Source organism: Paenibacillus sp. sgz302164 (genome assembly GCF_056120505.1).
Genome location: NZ_JBVYOL010000018.1, coordinates 3,308 through 18,973, shown reverse-complemented (window position 1 = coordinate 18,973; position 15,666 = coordinate 3,308). Strand labels below are relative to the sequence as shown.

Sequence of the window (15,666 nt, the reverse complement as noted above, 5' to 3'; positions counted from 1 at the left end):
CCTCCCTCTCTTTCTGTTACACTAAAGAATAAATATAGAAATGTTATTTGCGAAAGGATTTGCTGCCATGCGTACGTTACGCAGAGAAGATATAGAATTGCTGGCTCCGGCCGGAGATTGGGATTGCCTGAGAGCCGCTGTGGCTAACGGAGCCGATGCCGTATTTTTCGGTGTCGAAAAATTTAATGCCCGGGCGCGCGCGCACAATTTTACGATGGACGAACTGCCGGAGATTATGTCGTTTCTTCATCTATATGGAGTCAAAGGTTTCCTCACGTTCAACATCCTCGTTTTCGAGGAGGAGCTGGATGAGGCAAAGCAGTTGATCGACGCTTGTGTCGATGCGGGCGTCGATGCGGTCATTGTGCAGGATCTCGGTCTTGTGAAAATGATTCGCGAAATTTCGCCGGATTTCCCGATTCACGGCTCCACGCAGATGACGATCACCTCGCCGGAGGCGGTCGAGTTTACGAAGCCGTTCGATATCGAACGGGTGGTGCTCGGGCGCGAAAACAACCTGAAGCAGATTAAGCAAATCGGAGATCAGGCCAAGCTGCCGATGGAAGTGTTCGTGCACGGGGCGCTGTGCGTGTCCTATTCGGGGCAATGCCTGACCTCGGAAATGTGGGGCGGCCGCTCGGCGAACCGCGGAGAGTGCGCGCAGGCGTGCCGGCTGCCGTACGATTTGATGGTCGACGGCGTGCAAAAGCCGATGGGTGACATCGCCTATTTGCTGTCGCCCAAAGATTTGGCGGCGCTGGAGCTGGTGCCGGAGCTGATTGAGGCCGGCGTGACGTCCTTCAAGATCGAGGGCCGGTTGAAAAGCCCCGAGTATGTCGCCAACGTCGTGAGCAAGTACCGCCGCGCGATCGACCGCTATTTCGACGGCGAGAACCCTCGCCCGACGAAGGAAGAGCTGCGCGAGCTGGAGCAAAGCTTCTCGCGCGGGTTCACGTTCGGCTTCCTGCAGGGGACGAACAACAAGCAGCTCGTCGAGGGGACGTATCCGAAGAGCCGCGGTGTGTTTGTGGGCCGCGTCAAGCAGATTTTGCGCGACGGGGTGATTTGCGAGCTGGAGGCGCCGCTCAAGCGCGGCGACGGCATCGTCTTCGACGCGGGGGACCCGACGAAGAAGGAGGAAGGCGGCCGCGTGTACGACCTGCGCCGCAAGGGCGTGAAGCTCGAAGGCGAGGCCGAGGGCGGCCTGATCGAAATCATTCCGGGGCGGAATGATGTGAATTTGGGCAGGCTGCACGTCGGGGACCGCATCTGGAAGACGAACGATCCGCATTTGGACAAGCGGCTGCGCCAAACGTTCGAGACCGACAAGCCTTACCGGACGTTCCCGGTCAGCGTCACCGTCACCGGCGCCGAAGGCGAGCCGCTGAAAAGCTGGTGGACGGACGTCCGCGGCGGCCATACCGTCTTTGTCCAATCCGAGCTTCCGCTCGTACGCGCGGAAAAACGGCCGATGGACGAAGCGCTCTTTCAGGAGCAGTTCGGCCGGCTCGGGGGCACGATCTACGAGCTTGCCCAGCTGGACCTGTCGCTGAACGGCGAGCTGATCGTGCCGATGAGGGAGCTCAACAGCATGCGCAGGCAAGCTGTCGAACTGCTGGAAGACGAGCGCCAGAAGCCGCGTTCGTATCAAAAGCGGCACATCGGCGTCTACAGCGATGTGCTCGCCGCGGGGGCAGCAGGTGCCGCGCCTGCCGCGCCTGCTGCGTCCGGGCAAGCCGTGGACCGCACGCAAGTGGAACTGACTGCGCTGTGCCGCAATCTGGAGCAGGTCAAGGCCGTGCTTGAAACCGACGTGAATTTCATTTACGCGGATTTTGAGTTCATCAAGCAGTTTCCGGCTGCGGTCGAAGCCGTTCATGCTTCGGGGCGCAAAATAGCTCTTGTAACACCGCGTATTCATATGCCCGGGGAGACGGGATATTTTAACAATATATTGAAACTTGCTCCGGATGCCGTACTGGTTCGCAATACCGGCGCTGTATATTATTTCCTGAAACAACAGCGGGAGCGCGCGAACGGTCCGCATCCGCAGCTGATCGGGGATTTCTCGCTCAATGTGGCTAATCACAAGACGGCTGCGCTGTTCCTGGAAGCGGGGCTTTCCAAGGTGACGCCTTCTTACGACTTGAACATCCAGCAAATGGTCGATCTGCTGCGCCGCACGGATACGTCCAAGCTGGAGGTAGTCATTCATCAGCATATGCCGATGTTCCATACGGAGCACTGCGTGTACTGCACGTTCCTGAGCGAGGGAACGAACTATACGAACTGCGGCCGTCCATGCGAGGAGCACAGCGTATCGCTGCAGGACCGCGTCGGCATGTCTCATCCGGTTCGGGTGGACGAAGGCTGCCGCAACACCGTGTACAATGCGATCGATCAATCCGGGGCGGAGTATTTGAGCCATTTTATGGATCTGGGCGTGCGTACTTTCCGGGTTGAATTTTTGGAGGAGACGCCGGACAAGGTGAAAGAAGTGATTTCCTTGTACCGCCGTGCGATCAGCGGGCAAATTAGCGGCACCCAGGTGTGGAAAACGCTGAAAGCTACCAACCAACTGGGAGTTACGCGGGGGCAACTGGTAAAATAAAGAGTCGTATAGACTGCGGGGAACTCTCTATCATAATGAAGGCATGGTTTGGCGTTTCGCACCGCATGCATCTCCCGGCGTGCGGTCGACCGCATGGAGGAGAATGCAATGTCTTTAAAAAGCTTGACCATTCTAAAGGAAAAAATGGTTCATTTCCAGGAGTATCCGTTCTCTTTGCCATTGATAAAAAGATTGGAATCCATTGAGTTTTCAAGCAATGTCACATTTTTTGTGGGCGAAAACGGCTCTGGCAAATCGACATTGCTTGAGGCAATCGCGTATCAATGCGGATTCAATACTGCCGGCGGGGGACGGAACAACGCCTATCATGTGGAATCCTCCGAGGCGGCATTGGGCAATTACGTGAGGTTGTCCTGGTTCCCCAAAGTAACAAACGGATTTTTCCTGAGGGCGGAGTCGTTTTACGAGTTTGCTACCCACATCGATCAAATCGGGAGGTACGAATCGTACGGAGGCCGCTCCCTCCACAGCCAGTCTCACGGAGAATCGTTTCTCAGTTTGTTCAACAACCGGTTTAGAGGCAAAGGGATCTATTTGTTAGACGAGCCCGAGGCGGCGCTATCGCCGGCAAGGCAGTTGTCTTTGCTCAGAGTAATCAAGGATTTATCCGGGGATTCGCAATTTATTATCGCGACCCATTCGCCCATATTGATGGGATACCCGGGCGCGCAAATTATAAATTTCGACGGCGATCCGATTTCGCAAATCGCTTATGAGGATACCGATCATTACCAGATTACCCGGCGTTTTCTGGAAAACAGGCATGCGATGCTGCGCCATTTATTCGACGATCCGGACGACGAACGGGATACGTAAGACGCCCGGGGACTGTCGAAAGACCTGATCGGTATACCCGTCCGCCGGCACGCAGAGGCAGGAGGCAGGAAACCTGCAAAAGCGTAGAAAACCCGCAAAAGTCAGACTACTGCAAACCCGCACGTTAGGAGACAACACATATCTGCTCGGCAACTTGAAGAAGACTTGCGAAACTTGGAGAAAACCTGCAAAAGTGCAGTTTTTTGCTCGTGAATACGCCGGTAACGAAAAATTCCTGCGAAAGTGCAGGCTTTTCATCGCTCACCCGGCCTTAGACCCGTTTTAACCGGAAATTCCTGCACAATTGCAGGCTTTTCGTCAAAACGAGCTACTTTCGCGGAAAAAGCCTGCACTTTCGCAGGTTTTTCGCTGAAACGAGCTACTTTTACGGAAACTTCCTGCCCAATCTCAGACTTTTCACCAAAACTAGCCACTTTCACGGTAAATTCCTACCCAATCCAGGCTGTAGAGAAAGTCCAATGGATTTGCCCTTAGATTCATTTTATGAGGGGAGCTTCCATTTACGTTAGGAGACAGCACATATCTGCTCGGCAACTTGAAGAAGACTTGCGAAACTTGGAGAAAACCTGCAAAAGTGCAGTTTTTTGCTCGTGAATACGCCGGTAACGAAAAATTCCTGCGAAAGTGCAGGCTTTTCATCGCTCACCCGGCCTTAGACCCGTTTTAACCGGAAATTCCTGCACAATTGCAGGCTTTTCGTCAAAACGAGCTGCTTTCGCGGAAAAAGCCTGCACTTTCGCAGGTTTTTCAGCTTGCTAAGCCACGTTGCGAATGGCTGCGCTCCCAATTAGCGCCACTTCCGGCAGCCTTAACAAAGCCCACCCATGCCGCCGGGCTGCACCCATAACGCGCATTATTCTCAAGATAGTGCCGCGACTTTCTCGGGCGGTCTGACAATCGCAGATTTTGCGGGCTGCCACTTTAACAATGAGAGCTGCTGGGGCAGCTCTTTTTTTCGTTTGCATGGACCTGCTGCATTCAAGCCAATATTGCGATCGGACATCCTCCATACATTTAGGCGGAAATATGTCCGGTCACTTTTCAAGATGCCATGGATTGGGCATGATGGGAGTATATCCCTCAAATTCCTAACTTTTTTCACATTTTAGACACAATTTTTTAATCTAATTTTCAGATTGGCTTAAGGTTGGCTTATTGTTGCAAAGGTATAGTGATGAGGGTTTCTATGAACGAGTGTATGAAATGGAGGGTCATTCATGCTTGAGGTCAAACAGGTCAGCAAGCTCTATGAGAACCAGCGCGGCGTGCATAACATCGATTTTTCGATGCAGCGCGGTGAAATCGTCGGCTTTCTCGGGCCGAACGGCGCCGGTAAAACTACAACAATGCGAATGATTACAGGATATGTCAACCCGACGCGCGGGCAAATACTTGTGGACGGGTTTTCGATGGCGGATCACCCGAAAAAGGCCCGCCGGAAGATCGGCTATTTGCCGGAGACCCCGCCGCTGTATCCGGAGATGACGGTGCAGTCTTACTTGAAATTTATCGCGAACCTTCGCGATGTGCCTGTCCGGGAGCAAAAGCTGCGCGTGGGCGAAGCTATAGAGAAGCTCGGATTGCAAGGACGCGAGAAGCAGGTCATCCGCGGCTTGTCCAAGGGCTACAAACAGCGCCTGGGGCTCGCGCAGGCGATTCTGCACAAGCCGGATCTGCTTATTCTGGACGAGCCCACGTCAGGGCTCGATCCGAAGCAGATCATCGAGATCCGCCAGCTCATCCGCGAGCTGGGCGAGAATCATACGGTGCTGCTGAGCACGCACATTTTGCCTGAAATCAACACGCTGTGCAACCGCGTGCTGATCATTAACGCGGGACGCGTCGTGCTCGACGAGCGTCCGGAAAATCTCGGCCGCACGATGGGCGAGACGTTCGAGGTATCGCTCGAGGTCAAGGGCCCGCGCGAGCGGATCATTGCCGAGCTGAGCGGCCTGGAAGCCGTGGCCGGCGTGAAGGAGCTCGGCGGCGCGGAAGACGTGTCGGACGAGTCCGCCGTATCCGGCATGGAGGCTTCCGAATCCGTGAAGCTGCTCGTGACGTCCGCAGACCGGTCCGATATTCGGGAAGCGCTGTTCTTCCGTCTGGCCGAGGCGGGCTACCCGATTTTGGAAATGAAGCGGGAAAGCTTGAGCCTGGAGGACATCTTCCTCAAGCTGACGACCGACGAGCCGGCAGCGCAGGATTCGGCTCACGATGGCGAAGAGGAGGTGGCCGCCGATGCGTAGAGTATGGGCGATTTGCTCCAAGGAGCTGCAAATGTATTTTTATTCGCCCGTTGCGTACGTGGCGTTCGCATTTTATGTGGTGCTGTCGAGCTTTTTCTTCTACGTCAATTTTGTCGCCGGACAGCCGCCGATTGTCGATGCTCGTTACGTGGTCGGCAACACTACTTTTATCTACCTGTTCATCATCCCGCTTTTGACGATGCGGCTCGTAGCCGATGAGTTCCGTCAAGGGACGGATGAGCTGTTATTGACTTCGCCGGCCGGGATCGGGGAAATTGTTTTCGGCAAATATTTGTCGGCATTGGTCGTACAATTAGGTCTGGTTGCCATCAGCCTGATTTATCCGCTCATCATGTCGGCATTCGGGACTCTCGACAAACCGATTTTATGGCTGTCGTATCTCAGCATGTTTTTGCTTGGCTGCGCGATGATGGCCGTCGGCTTGTTTGCGTCCAGTCTGACGAACAATCAGATGGTGGGCGGCATCGCCGGATTCGTCATTTTGCTGCTGCTGTGGCTGCTGGATTGGCTGGGCGACAGCTTTGGCGGCAAGCTGAAGGAGTGGGTCGGTCAATTTTCGCTGACCAGCCATATGGCGAATTTGCAAAAGGGCGTTTTGCACGGCGGAGACATTCTGTTCTACATCACGCTGGCAGCGGTGTTTATCGTGCTTAGCATACAAGTACTCGAAAGAAAGCGCTGGAGGTGAGAAGGGTGAACAAGTGGATACGGGGTACCAATGCGACTATTTTGTCAATCGCCGTTATCGGCATTTTCATCATTCTGACGATTTTTCTTCATTCGCTCAAAGGCTTCCAGATTGACTTGACGAAAAATAAAAGCTTCACGCTCTCCGACCAGACTGTGAACACGCTGAAAAATTTGAAGCAGGACATACACATCATCGCCTTCACGAATTCCGGCCAGCAAAGTGCGGATGATTTTCTCACGAAGCAGGTTACGGATTTGGCGGAAGAGTACAAAAAACAGACGAGCAAAATCACTTTCGACCAATACGACATGCTGAAGCAGCCTTCCATGGCGAAGCAGTACGGCGTCGATCAGAGCGGAACGCTTGTGTTCGAGATCGGTGACAAGAAGAAAAATATCAACTTTTACGAAATGTTCAACGGTCAGCAGGATGGCTCGTATACGTTCAGCGGGGAGGAAAAATTTACGCAGGCCATCAACAGCCTGACCTCCACGGAAAAGCATACCGTCTACGTGCTGTCCGGCCACCAGGAATACCCTCTTACCGCCATGAGCGTGCTCAGCAGCAGCTTGCAGGGTGAAAATTACGATGTGAAGGACCTTAACCTCTACCGCGAGGGCAAAATTCCCGATGACGCGCAAATGCTGCTGCTGCTCGGGCCTCAAACGGATTTGAACGATAAGGAAACCGAGCTGATTAACGCCTATTTGAAAGATAAAGGCAAAATTTATATTGCCCTGGGCTTTAACAAGGACATGGCGACGAAATGGAAAAATATCGATTCCATCATGAATACGTTCGGCGTTCAGGATCAGCATGCGGTGGCGATTGAAACGAAGCAAACTTCTTTGTTCGATCCGCTTACCATTATTCCAGAGTACGGTTCCCACGATATTACGAACAAATTGTCCAGCTACAATCTGGTGACGATCATGTCGCTCGCGATTGCGCTGAACTCGGATGAAAGCAATACGAACTGGACGAGATCGCTGCTGCTCAAAACGACGGACAAAGCTTACGGGGAAACGGACATTAATCTGCTGACCCAGTCCAAGACGAAGCAGGATGCGAATGACGTGAAAGGCCCTCTGAACCTCGGTTACGCGATCGCGAGCAAGGATAACAAGCCGAAGGCAGTCATTCTGGGCGGTTCCACGTTCCTGCTTGACCAGGATATTCAAAATCAGGGCAACAAAGACTTTGCTTTGAACAGCATCGGCTGGCTCCAAGAGCAAAAAGAGCAGGTTACAATCCGCCCGCGTGAAGGGGCAGCCATTCAGCAAGCCGTCATTACGGCCAGCCAGGCGAATACGATTTTCCTGACGACGGTAGTGTTCCTGCCGATTCTGTTCCTGGTCATCGGGGGCCTCATTTGGTGGAGGAGGAGACGGGGATGAAAAGGTTTATTCCTACGATTCTGTTAGTCGTCGTTTGCATCGGAGCGTTTTGGTACGCTTCGAGCAAAGACTTCTTTCGAGAGAAGAAAGAAGAACCGAAAGCCCTCGTTTCGATTCAGCAAGAGCAGGTGCAATCCTTAAGTTTGCATACGGCGCAGCAGCAGATCGAATTGAGCCGCAAAGACAGCGGCTGGGCTATGTCGAAACCGTCCGCAGTGCCGCTGAACACGAACCTGGTGAACAGCTGGCTTGATGCGTTCGGGCTGGTCAGCCAGGAAAAAGCAGTCGAAGACAACGCCGCGGATTTGTCCAAGTACGGACTGGATCAGCCGTCTCAAGTGTATGAAGTGACGATGAAGGACGGTTCCAAAAAAGGGCTGCAAGTCGGGGCGGCGCTTCCGATCCAAGGGTATTCTTACGTGAAAACGGAGAATTCACCGGCTGTTTATCAGGTTAGCGACCAGTCGCTGTCGCAGCTCAACAAGGCTCCTCTGGATTTCGCCGAGACGAGTCCGATTCTGTTCGACAACGACAAGGTGCAGAGCGTCAAGCTGACGTGGAAAGGCCAGACGTGGACGCTGACGAAGACCGACAAGGACAAGGTTACTACGGAGGCGAACTGGAAGCTGGGAGACAAGGAGCTGAAAGGGGCGGACGCCAGTCCGCTGCTCAATCAGCTGACCTTCCTGCATACGGCGCAGCTTCCGCAGCCTGCGGCGTCACAGCCGACGGCAGGCGGCGAACTTAAAGTGGAGCTCGGCCTGACTGCCGATGGCAAGGACACCACGGAAGTCTATGAAGGAAAGCTGAGCCAGGATCAAGTTTGGCTGGCCAAACAAGGCGGCGAGTGGTCCTACGCGCTGACCACCGCAGATGTGCAAAAATTGGCCGATGCCTACGCCGGCAAACCTGCGGGGACTGCATCGCCATAACCCCAAAACGACTACCTCCATACGGGAGGGTAGTCGTTTTTTTTGCTGGAGCGGCGCAGCCGGTCTTCCCGACGCTGACCTCTTCCCGGATAGCTGCTTGCACGGGGAGTAGTCATGAGGCGGCTTGGCGGGCCAGGCCGGGAGGAAAACCTGCGCGGATCGTGCGGGAATTTCCTGCGGAGCCCCAGCGCAACACCGCGTGCAGCACCCAGCGTGCGGTGCTGCGCTGCATGTCGGCGGTCGGCCGACCACATTGCTGCACAATTGCAGGAATTTATCGTGGCAAGCGCGACTTGGAGCAAGAACCTGCAAAAGCCAGAGTGTCGAGAAAGTCGCGACACACTTTCAGGGCTGCCGGAGGGGGCTTGATTTTAGAGTGCAGCCATATGTGTACGTGAAGCGGCTTGGCAAACTTAAAAGCCTGCGAAAGTGCAGGCTTTTTCTGTGCATGAAGCTCATTTTGAGGAAATGCCTGCAATTGTGCAGGAATTCCCTATAAAAATGGGCTTCAGCCCGCGCAGCAGCTTAAAAGCCTGCACATTTGCAGGAATTTTTCGCTGCAGGCGAATCAACGTGCAAAAACCTGTACTTTTGCAGGTTTTTCAGGCGCTAGCCCCGTAGTGAAGCCTACGCGAGCTTTTAGGGCAGCTGTTTGCCCGATTCCGGGTCTTTCCCCGAGCGTGGGCGCTCATCTTAGCAAGACCTGCGGTCGCGGTATCCCCCCGTTGGACCGCCGGGGCAGAATGTCGTCCCTTCGATGTCCGAACGGCAGAAAGAAGCCCACCGCTATATCTTCAGGAAATTATAGGAAAATGCTCATCAATCTTTCAGGCGGCATTCAGAGAGAATTCAGCGAAACCCGCTATTCTTTTCATTAGGAAGAAAAACTAACCAATGAAAAGGTGGCATAAAGTGATGAAATCTTTGAACAAACGCATTCTGACCGGCACCCTGCTTGCGTCCTTCTTGCTCGGCTCTGCGGGTATTTTGCAGCAGGCGGCTTTTGCCGCTTCGTCGGACACGGCGGCTGCCGGTGTTACTGCGGACGCATCGGCGTCCGCCGACGGCAAACGGCCTGAAGGGCCGGGACAAGGCCCCGGACAAGGCTCGGGTCAAATGGGGATGCCGGGAGGCGATCTTTTGAAAGAGGCAGCGACCATCCTTGGCGTCGAGCAGCAAACGTTAATGGAGTCTCTCAAGAACGGGCAGACTCTGGTTGAAGCTGCATCCGCTGCCGGCCTGACGGAGGACGAACTGCTGAGCCGTCTCGCAACGGCGATGACGGCGTCCATCCAGGCTGCGGTGACGGCCGGCACCATAACCCAAGAGCAAGCCGATAAACAGCTTGCCGATTTGTCCGATCGCTTGAAAACGCAGATCGAGAGCAAAGGCTTCGGAGACCGCCCCCAAGGTCAGGGCGGGCAAGGCGGCCAGGGTGGCCAAGGGGAACGCCCGGCCTCTCAGGGCGAAAAACCGGCCGGCGGCGAGAAGCAGCAGGGCAATAGCGCTTCTGCCGATGTCCAGTTGACGGATATCGATTCGCATTGGGCGGCTGCATCCATCAAGCATCTGGTGAGCAAGGGCATTTTGCAGGGCGATGATCAGAAGCGCTTTAATCCCGATTTTACCGTAACGCGGGAGGAATTGGCGGCGATGGTGGCGCGCAGCTTTAACCTGGAGAGCAGCTCGCAAGATGCAGCTTCCGGCACAGCCGATTTCAGCGATGTGCCGCAAAGCCGCTGGTCGTTCAAAACGATCGAAGCGACCAAAGATTATTTTGACGAGCAAAAAGACGACAGCGGCAAGCTGAGCTTCAAGCCGGCGGATGGGGCCAAACGGCAGGACGTTGCCGTCACGCTGGTCAAAGTGCTTTTAAAGCAAAATACCTCCTTGAGCCTGTTGGATGCCGACGCGGCGGACAAGCTGTTGAATGAACGATTTAAAGATGCCGCCAGCATTCCGGCAGAGCTTCGTCCTTACGCAGCCACCGCTGTGCAAAACGGTTGGATTCAGGGCAACGACCAAGGAAACTTCGCGCCGCAGCAAACGATTACCCGCGCTGAGGTCGCTGCTTTGCTGGACCGCTTGCTCGGCAATGCCGACGCGACGAACTAACCCATACGCAGAAGTCATAAACCGGGAGTTTCCCCCACAGAGGGAGAAGCTCCTTTAGCTTTTTTATGCCGGTGTTCATCATTCGGCGTATTTTTGCGTTCGTACATAAAGCGGAATAAATTGGGAATCCTACACCTAACAACGGAAAGGAGGGCCACGATCACTATGTACAATCAAGGAAATCAACAAGGAAACCAAGCCATTTCCGGCAAGGAACTCGCGTACATAACGGATTCGCTCAAGAACGAAGAGTTACTTACCAAGCTTTGCGTACAAGGGGCTGTAGAATGCCAAAGCCAGTCTTTGAAACAAACGCTGTCCCAATTGTCGCAGGAACGTCTGCAAAACATCAGCACGCTGATCAACACGCTTCAGCAGCAAGCTGGCATCACTCACTAAACCCGCATATCAGGAGGTGCAGAAAACGTGTTCCAACAAAATCCTTATCAACAGCAAGGTTTTGGCGCTCAGCAGCAGCAAAGCCAGGGTCAGCAAGTGTATTTGCAAGAACAGGATCTGGCCCAATTCGTTCTCTCCGAACTGAAAAGGACAGCCCGAGAATATACGACAGCGGCTCTGGAGGCGTCGAATCCGCAAATTCGGCAAACTTTCCAATCGCTGGTGCATAAAACTTTACAGGATCAAGCTGAGGTGTTTCAGGAAATTCAAAAGCTGGGAGGTTACGAAGTCCAGCCCGCACAGCAGCAGCAGCTCCAGCAAGAACTGCAAAAGCAAAGCCAGTCGGCGGCTAAACTGCAGTCTTTCGTTCAGCAAAATTTGAGCAAGGCTCTCAACAACGCCGGCTCCCAACAGCAGCAACAAAACCAACAGAACCAACAAAACCAACAACACCAGTTCATGGCCGGACAGCAGCAACAGCAGCACAATCAAATGCTCGCGCAGCAGCAAGCTTTTCAGCCCATTCAGACAATCCATGCGGCCGCCTACCCGAATGCGGTGCAAACTCAACATCTTTCGCAAAATGCGCAGCAACAGCATAGCGGCTACGGCAGCCAACAAGAGCAAGGCTTCGCGCAAGCCCAGGGCTATTCCGCATCCGATTACGGCATGAGCGGCAGCCCCAGCGCAGCCGGCAAGCCCAGCTACTATGCCGGTTCTGCGACCGCTTCCGGAGCGGGCGGGACAGCCGGAAAAGGCCAGCAGCCGAGTATGTCTGCCCGAAGCCAAACAGGCGGAGCCTAGTCGGCGGGTGTGAAGCGTACTTTTGCCTGAGAACTGTCAAAAAGCGCCTTTGAGCTTGATTTTCAAGCACTGAGGCGTTTTTTGCGTGTTTGCCGGACAGGCTTTTCCGCAATGGCCCGAACTTTTCCATTAATCATGGTATGGAACCTGCTTGTCACACATATATAGATACAAAGGATGTCCAATTTAAGGGAAAAGGGTGTTGGGATGATGAAGAAACCGTGGATTTACGGCGCAGCTTCCTTGGCATTGCTCGGCATGCTAACGACAGCTTGCAGTTCCAAAGGAGAAGAGGAGGAGCTCACCTCAAAAATCTCTGCGCCAACCGGCCAAACGCAAACTTCAAGCGGCAGCATCGCAAAGGCCGTGCATGCAGGCGTCGCTCCTTCCATCGATGCGCAAATTTCTCAAGACGGCCGCAACGCTACAATTAACTATTCCGTCAACAACTTAGCCTTGTCAACCGACCATATGGGTAAGCAAAATGTACAAGGAGAGGGCCACCTCCACTTGTTTGTGGACGGCAAGCAAAAAGCGATGCTGGGTACGGACGCGCCCGTCAAGCTTACGAATCTGGCCACAGGCAAGCATGAGATCAAGCTGATGCTGCAGCAAAACGATCATAGCGATTTGAGCATCGAGAAAATTTTCAACATTGAAGTCAAGTAACGAAGGATCGGAAAAGAAAAAAACTGTCAAAGCGAACTAATGTTCCTAAACGATCGGATAAAGTCACTTCATAAGCAGTACGCATGCATAGAACCGGATTCCTTAAAAAGGCGGGCATTTAGCCCGTCTTTCGCTATTTGACACGCCCTTTCGCGTAGCATAGACTGATGGTATTATGGCATAAGTGCCGCTAACCGGAGGGAAACTTTTGATCGTCGATATAGGCAAGTGGAGACATGTATTTAAGCTGGACCCCGATCGGGAAATTTCGGACGAAGCGCTGGACAGGCTCTGTTTGTCCGGTACGGACGCCATCATGGTAGGCGGATCTACGGGCGTTACTTTTGACAATACCGTTGACCTGCTGGCCCGCGTCCGCCAGTATGAAGTTCCGTGCGTGCTTGAAATATCGAATCGGGAGGCGATCGTGCCCGGATTTGATTTGTTTCTTATCCCTGTGGCGCTGAATGCCGGCGACCCGCAATGGATCGTTGGCCACCATCACGAAGCGCTTAAGGAATACGGAGCGATCCTAAACTGGGACGAAATCGTCACGGAAGGCTACATCATATTAAACGGCGAGGCAACCGCGGCGCAGCTCACCTCCGCACGTACGGAGCTTGATCAGAAAGACGTTACCGCCTATGCCAGAATGGCCGACAAACTGTTTCATATGCCGATCGTTTACTTGGAATACAGCGGAAAGTTCGGCGATATGGAGCTCGTGCGCCGCACCCGGAGTGTGCTGGAGCATGCACGGCTATTGTACGGAGGCGGCATCGACAGCGCGGAGAAAGCGCGCGAGGCGGCGGCAGCGGCGGATACCATTGTCGTAGGCAACATCATCTACAGCGATCTGGAGCAGGCGCTTCAGACCGTGAACTTCGATAGAACAGGAAGGTAAAGCTATGAACGAGACTGTGAACATTCTGGATGCGATCAAAAGGCTCAACCCGCAGCAGCGCAAAGCGGTAGAGTCCATAGACGGGCCCCTCTTGATCATGGCGGGAGCGGGAAGCGGCAAAACCCGCGTGCTGACGCACCGCATCGCTTACTTGATCGGAACGCGCAAGGCTGCCCCATGGAGCATTCTGGCGATCACATTTACGAACAAAGCCGCAAGAGAGATGCAGGAGCGGGTCGGCAAACTGGTCGGCGGAGCCGGCAGCGATATATGGGTGTCCACGTTTCACTCCATGTGTGTGCGCATTCTTCGCAGAGATATTACAAGAATCGGATTTACTTCGAATTTTACGATTTTGGATTCGGGCGACCAGCTTTCCGTCATCAAGACTTGCTGCAAAGAGCTGAACATCGATACGAAAAAGTTCGAGCCCAAAGCGTTCCAGGCTGCCATCAGCGCCGCCAAGAACGAACTGGTGACCCCTCAGCAGTATGAGAACAAGATCGGGGACTATTTTCAAGGTCTCACCGCTAAAATTTATACCCTTTATCAGAAAAAACTCAAAAGCAACAATTCTCTCGACTTCGATGATTTGATCATGACTACGATCCAACTGTTCAAGGAAGTCCCGGAAGTGTTGGACTTCTATCAAAACAAATTCCAATATATACACGTTGACGAGTATCAGGATACGAACCGCGCCCAGTACTTGCTGTGCCAGATGATGGCGGACAAGCATAAGCGCATTTGCGTGGTAGGAGACAGCGATCAGTCGATTTACCGGTGGCGCGGGGCCGATATTTCGAACATCCTCAATTTTGAAAAAGATTACCCGAATGCGACAACGATTCTTCTGGAGCAAAATTACCGCTCGACCTCGAACATCCTGCAGGCGGCGAACAAAGTCATCGCCAACAACAGCGGCCGCAAACCGAAAAATTTGTGGACCGACAAAGAGGGCGGCAGCACAATCAAGCTGTACCAGGCCGATTCGGAGCATGAAGAGGGTTATTTTGTCACGAATGAAATTAACAAAAACCGCTCGGGCGGCAAAAAGTTTGCCAATCACGCCATCCTGTACCGCACGAACGCCCAGTCCCGGGTGATCGAGGAAATTTTGATCAAATCCGATATCCCGTATACAATCGTAGGCGGCGTAAAATTCTATGATCGTAAAGAGATCAAGGATATTCTCGCGTATTTGCGCCTGATTTCCAATCCGGACGACGACATCAGCCTGTCGCGGATCGTTAACGTGCCCAAGCGGGGCATCGGCGATACGACCATGGACAAGGTGGCCGAAATGGCGGGCCGCAGAGGCATTTCGCTGTACGCGATGATCGACGAGATCGATGCGCTGGAGATCAATACGAAAGCGAAAAACGCGCTGGCCGACTTCCGCGAAATGATCGGGAATTTGAGCCAGATGGTCGAATATTTGTCCGTGACCGAGCTGACCGAGAAAATGCTGGAAATGACCCAGTACCGGCTGGAGCTGCAGCGGGAAAATACGATCGAATCCAAAGCCCGCCTCGAAAATATCGACGAGTTCCTGTCCGTGACCATGGACTTCGAGAAGCGCAACGACGACAAAACGCTTGTTTCCTTCCTCACCGATCTGGCCCTGATCGCCGATATCGATACGATGGACAAAGACAAGGATGCGGACGAAAAGGATGCTGTCGTGCTGATGACGATGCACAGCGCCAAAGGTCTGGAGTTCCCCGTGGTGTTCATTATCGGGATGGAGGAAGGCGTCTTCCCGCATAACCGTGCGTTTACGGACGACGAAGAGCTGGAAGAGGAACGCCGCCTTGCCTACGTAGGCATTACGCGCGCCGAGGAAGATCTGTACCTGACGTGCGCCCGCATGCGCACGCTTTTTGGCCGCACCGCTTCCAACGCCCCATCGAGATTCCTCACCGAGATTCCGCAGGAACTCGTTGAGAACGTCTCGATGGGCGGAGGCGGGGGCTTCTCCCGAGCTGCGCGCAGCAGCTCGTGGGGCGGCAGCGGCGG

Annotated in this window: 13 protein-coding genes; 12 read left to right on the top strand and 1 reads right to left on the bottom strand. The window is 53.8% G+C overall.

The genetic code is table 11. The features are described 5' to 3' along the window. The first annotated feature begins 67 nt into the window (after positions 1 to 67). Together AC0LWT_RS26435 and AC0LWT_RS26430 are read left to right on the top strand one after the other, a co-directional pair. A complete protein-coding gene (locus AC0LWT_RS26435; protein ID WP_474684275.1) occupies positions 68 to 2,611 on the top strand; it encodes a U32 family peptidase in 2,544 nt (847 codons plus the stop codon). A 108-nt stretch (positions 2,612 to 2,719) separates the two neighbouring features. Next, positions 2,720 to 3,448 carry an AAA family ATPase gene (locus AC0LWT_RS26430; protein WP_474684274.1) on the top strand — a complete coding sequence of 243 codons (729 nt, stop codon included), beginning with the start codon at positions 2,720 to 2,722 and terminating at the stop codon, positions 3,446 to 3,448. A gap of 254 nt (positions 3,449 to 3,702) precedes the next feature. On the opposite strand, the gene AC0LWT_RS26425 is transcribed toward AC0LWT_RS26430, so the two are convergent. Next, positions 3,703 to 3,888 carry a hypothetical protein gene (locus tag AC0LWT_RS26425; protein WP_474684273.1) on the bottom strand — a complete coding sequence of 62 codons (186 nt, stop codon included), beginning with the start codon at positions 3,886 to 3,888 and terminating at the stop codon, positions 3,703 to 3,705. Positions 3,889 to 4,686: 798 nt separating this feature from the next. On the opposite strand from AC0LWT_RS26425, the gene AC0LWT_RS26420 reads away from it, so the two are divergent. From AC0LWT_RS26420 to pcrA, 10 genes are all read left to right on the top strand, one after another. After that, on the top strand, positions 4,687 to 5,715 hold the full coding sequence (locus tag AC0LWT_RS26420) for an ABC transporter ATP-binding protein (protein ID WP_474684272.1): 1,029 nt from the start codon (positions 4,687 to 4,689) through the stop codon (positions 5,713 to 5,715). After that, on the top strand, positions 5,708 to 6,424 hold the full coding sequence (locus tag AC0LWT_RS26415; protein WP_474684271.1) for an ABC transporter permease subunit: 717 nt from the start codon (positions 5,708 to 5,710) through the stop codon (positions 6,422 to 6,424). Before AC0LWT_RS26420 ends, AC0LWT_RS26415 begins: the two co-directional genes overlap by 8 nt. 5 nt (positions 6,425 to 6,429) lie before the next feature. After that, on the top strand, positions 6,430 to 7,824 hold the full coding sequence (locus AC0LWT_RS26410) for a GldG family protein (protein ID WP_474684270.1): 1,395 nt from the start codon (positions 6,430 to 6,432) through the stop codon (positions 7,822 to 7,824). Beyond that, positions 7,821 to 8,756, top strand: a complete 936-nt coding sequence (locus AC0LWT_RS26405) for a DUF4340 domain-containing protein (RefSeq protein WP_474684269.1) — start codon at positions 7,821 to 7,823, stop codon at positions 8,754 to 8,756. The genes AC0LWT_RS26410 and AC0LWT_RS26405 overlap by 4 nt, the downstream gene beginning before the upstream one ends. A 915-nt stretch (positions 8,757 to 9,671) precedes the next feature. Further along, positions 9,672 to 10,871 (top strand): S-layer homology domain-containing protein, encoded by a 1,200-nt coding sequence (locus AC0LWT_RS26400; RefSeq protein ID WP_474684268.1) that lies wholly within the window; start codon positions 9,672 to 9,674, stop codon positions 10,869 to 10,871. Between the two features lie 165 nt (positions 10,872 to 11,036). Further along, positions 11,037 to 11,270, top strand: coding sequence for a hypothetical protein (locus AC0LWT_RS26395; protein ID WP_474684267.1), 234 nt, complete (start codon positions 11,037 to 11,039; stop codon positions 11,268 to 11,270). A gap of 27 nt (positions 11,271 to 11,297) precedes the next feature. Continuing rightward, the gene (locus AC0LWT_RS26390; RefSeq protein ID WP_474684266.1) at positions 11,298 to 12,074 is read left to right on the top strand and encodes a spore coat protein; all 777 of its coding nucleotides are present in this window, start codon (positions 11,298 to 11,300) and stop codon (positions 12,072 to 12,074) included. Between the two features lie 207 nt (positions 12,075 to 12,281). Next, positions 12,282 to 12,743, top strand: coding sequence for a hypothetical protein (locus AC0LWT_RS26385; RefSeq protein ID WP_474684265.1), 462 nt, complete (start codon positions 12,282 to 12,284; stop codon positions 12,741 to 12,743). A 208-nt stretch (positions 12,744 to 12,951) separates the two neighbouring features. Then, entirely contained in the window at positions 12,952 to 13,647 is a 696-nt protein-coding gene (pcrB, locus tag AC0LWT_RS26380; protein ID WP_474684264.1) for a heptaprenylglyceryl phosphate synthase, read from the top strand. A 4-nt stretch (positions 13,648 to 13,651) separates the two neighbouring features. After that, on the top strand, positions 13,652 to 15,666 hold a 2,015-nt coding region (pcrA, locus tag AC0LWT_RS26375), incomplete at its 3' end, for a DNA helicase PcrA (protein ID WP_474684263.1).

Bases quoted from the DNA above. Each gene is read 5' to 3' on its own strand.
- AC0LWT_RS26435 (WP_474684275.1), top strand. From the start codon at position 68: ATGCGTACGTTACGCAGAGAAGATATAGAATTGCTGGCTCCGGCCGGA.
- AC0LWT_RS26430 (WP_474684274.1), top strand. From the start codon at position 2,720: ATGTCTTTAAAAAGCTTGACCATTCTAAAGGAAAAAATGGTTCATTTC.
- AC0LWT_RS26420 (WP_474684272.1), top strand. From the start codon at position 4,687: ATGCTTGAGGTCAAACAGGTCAGCAAGCTCTATGAGAACCAGCGCGGC.
- AC0LWT_RS26415 (WP_474684271.1), top strand. From the start codon at position 5,708: ATGCGTAGAGTATGGGCGATTTGCTCCAAGGAGCTGCAAATGTATTTT.
- AC0LWT_RS26405 (WP_474684269.1), top strand. From the start codon at position 7,821: ATGAAAAGGTTTATTCCTACGATTCTGTTAGTCGTCGTTTGCATCGGA.
- AC0LWT_RS26400 (WP_474684268.1), top strand. From the start codon at position 9,672: ATGAAATCTTTGAACAAACGCATTCTGACCGGCACCCTGCTTGCGTCC.
- AC0LWT_RS26395 (WP_474684267.1), top strand. From the start codon at position 11,037: ATGTACAATCAAGGAAATCAACAAGGAAACCAAGCCATTTCCGGCAAG.
- AC0LWT_RS26385 (WP_474684265.1), top strand. From the start codon at position 12,282: ATGATGAAGAAACCGTGGATTTACGGCGCAGCTTCCTTGGCATTGCTC.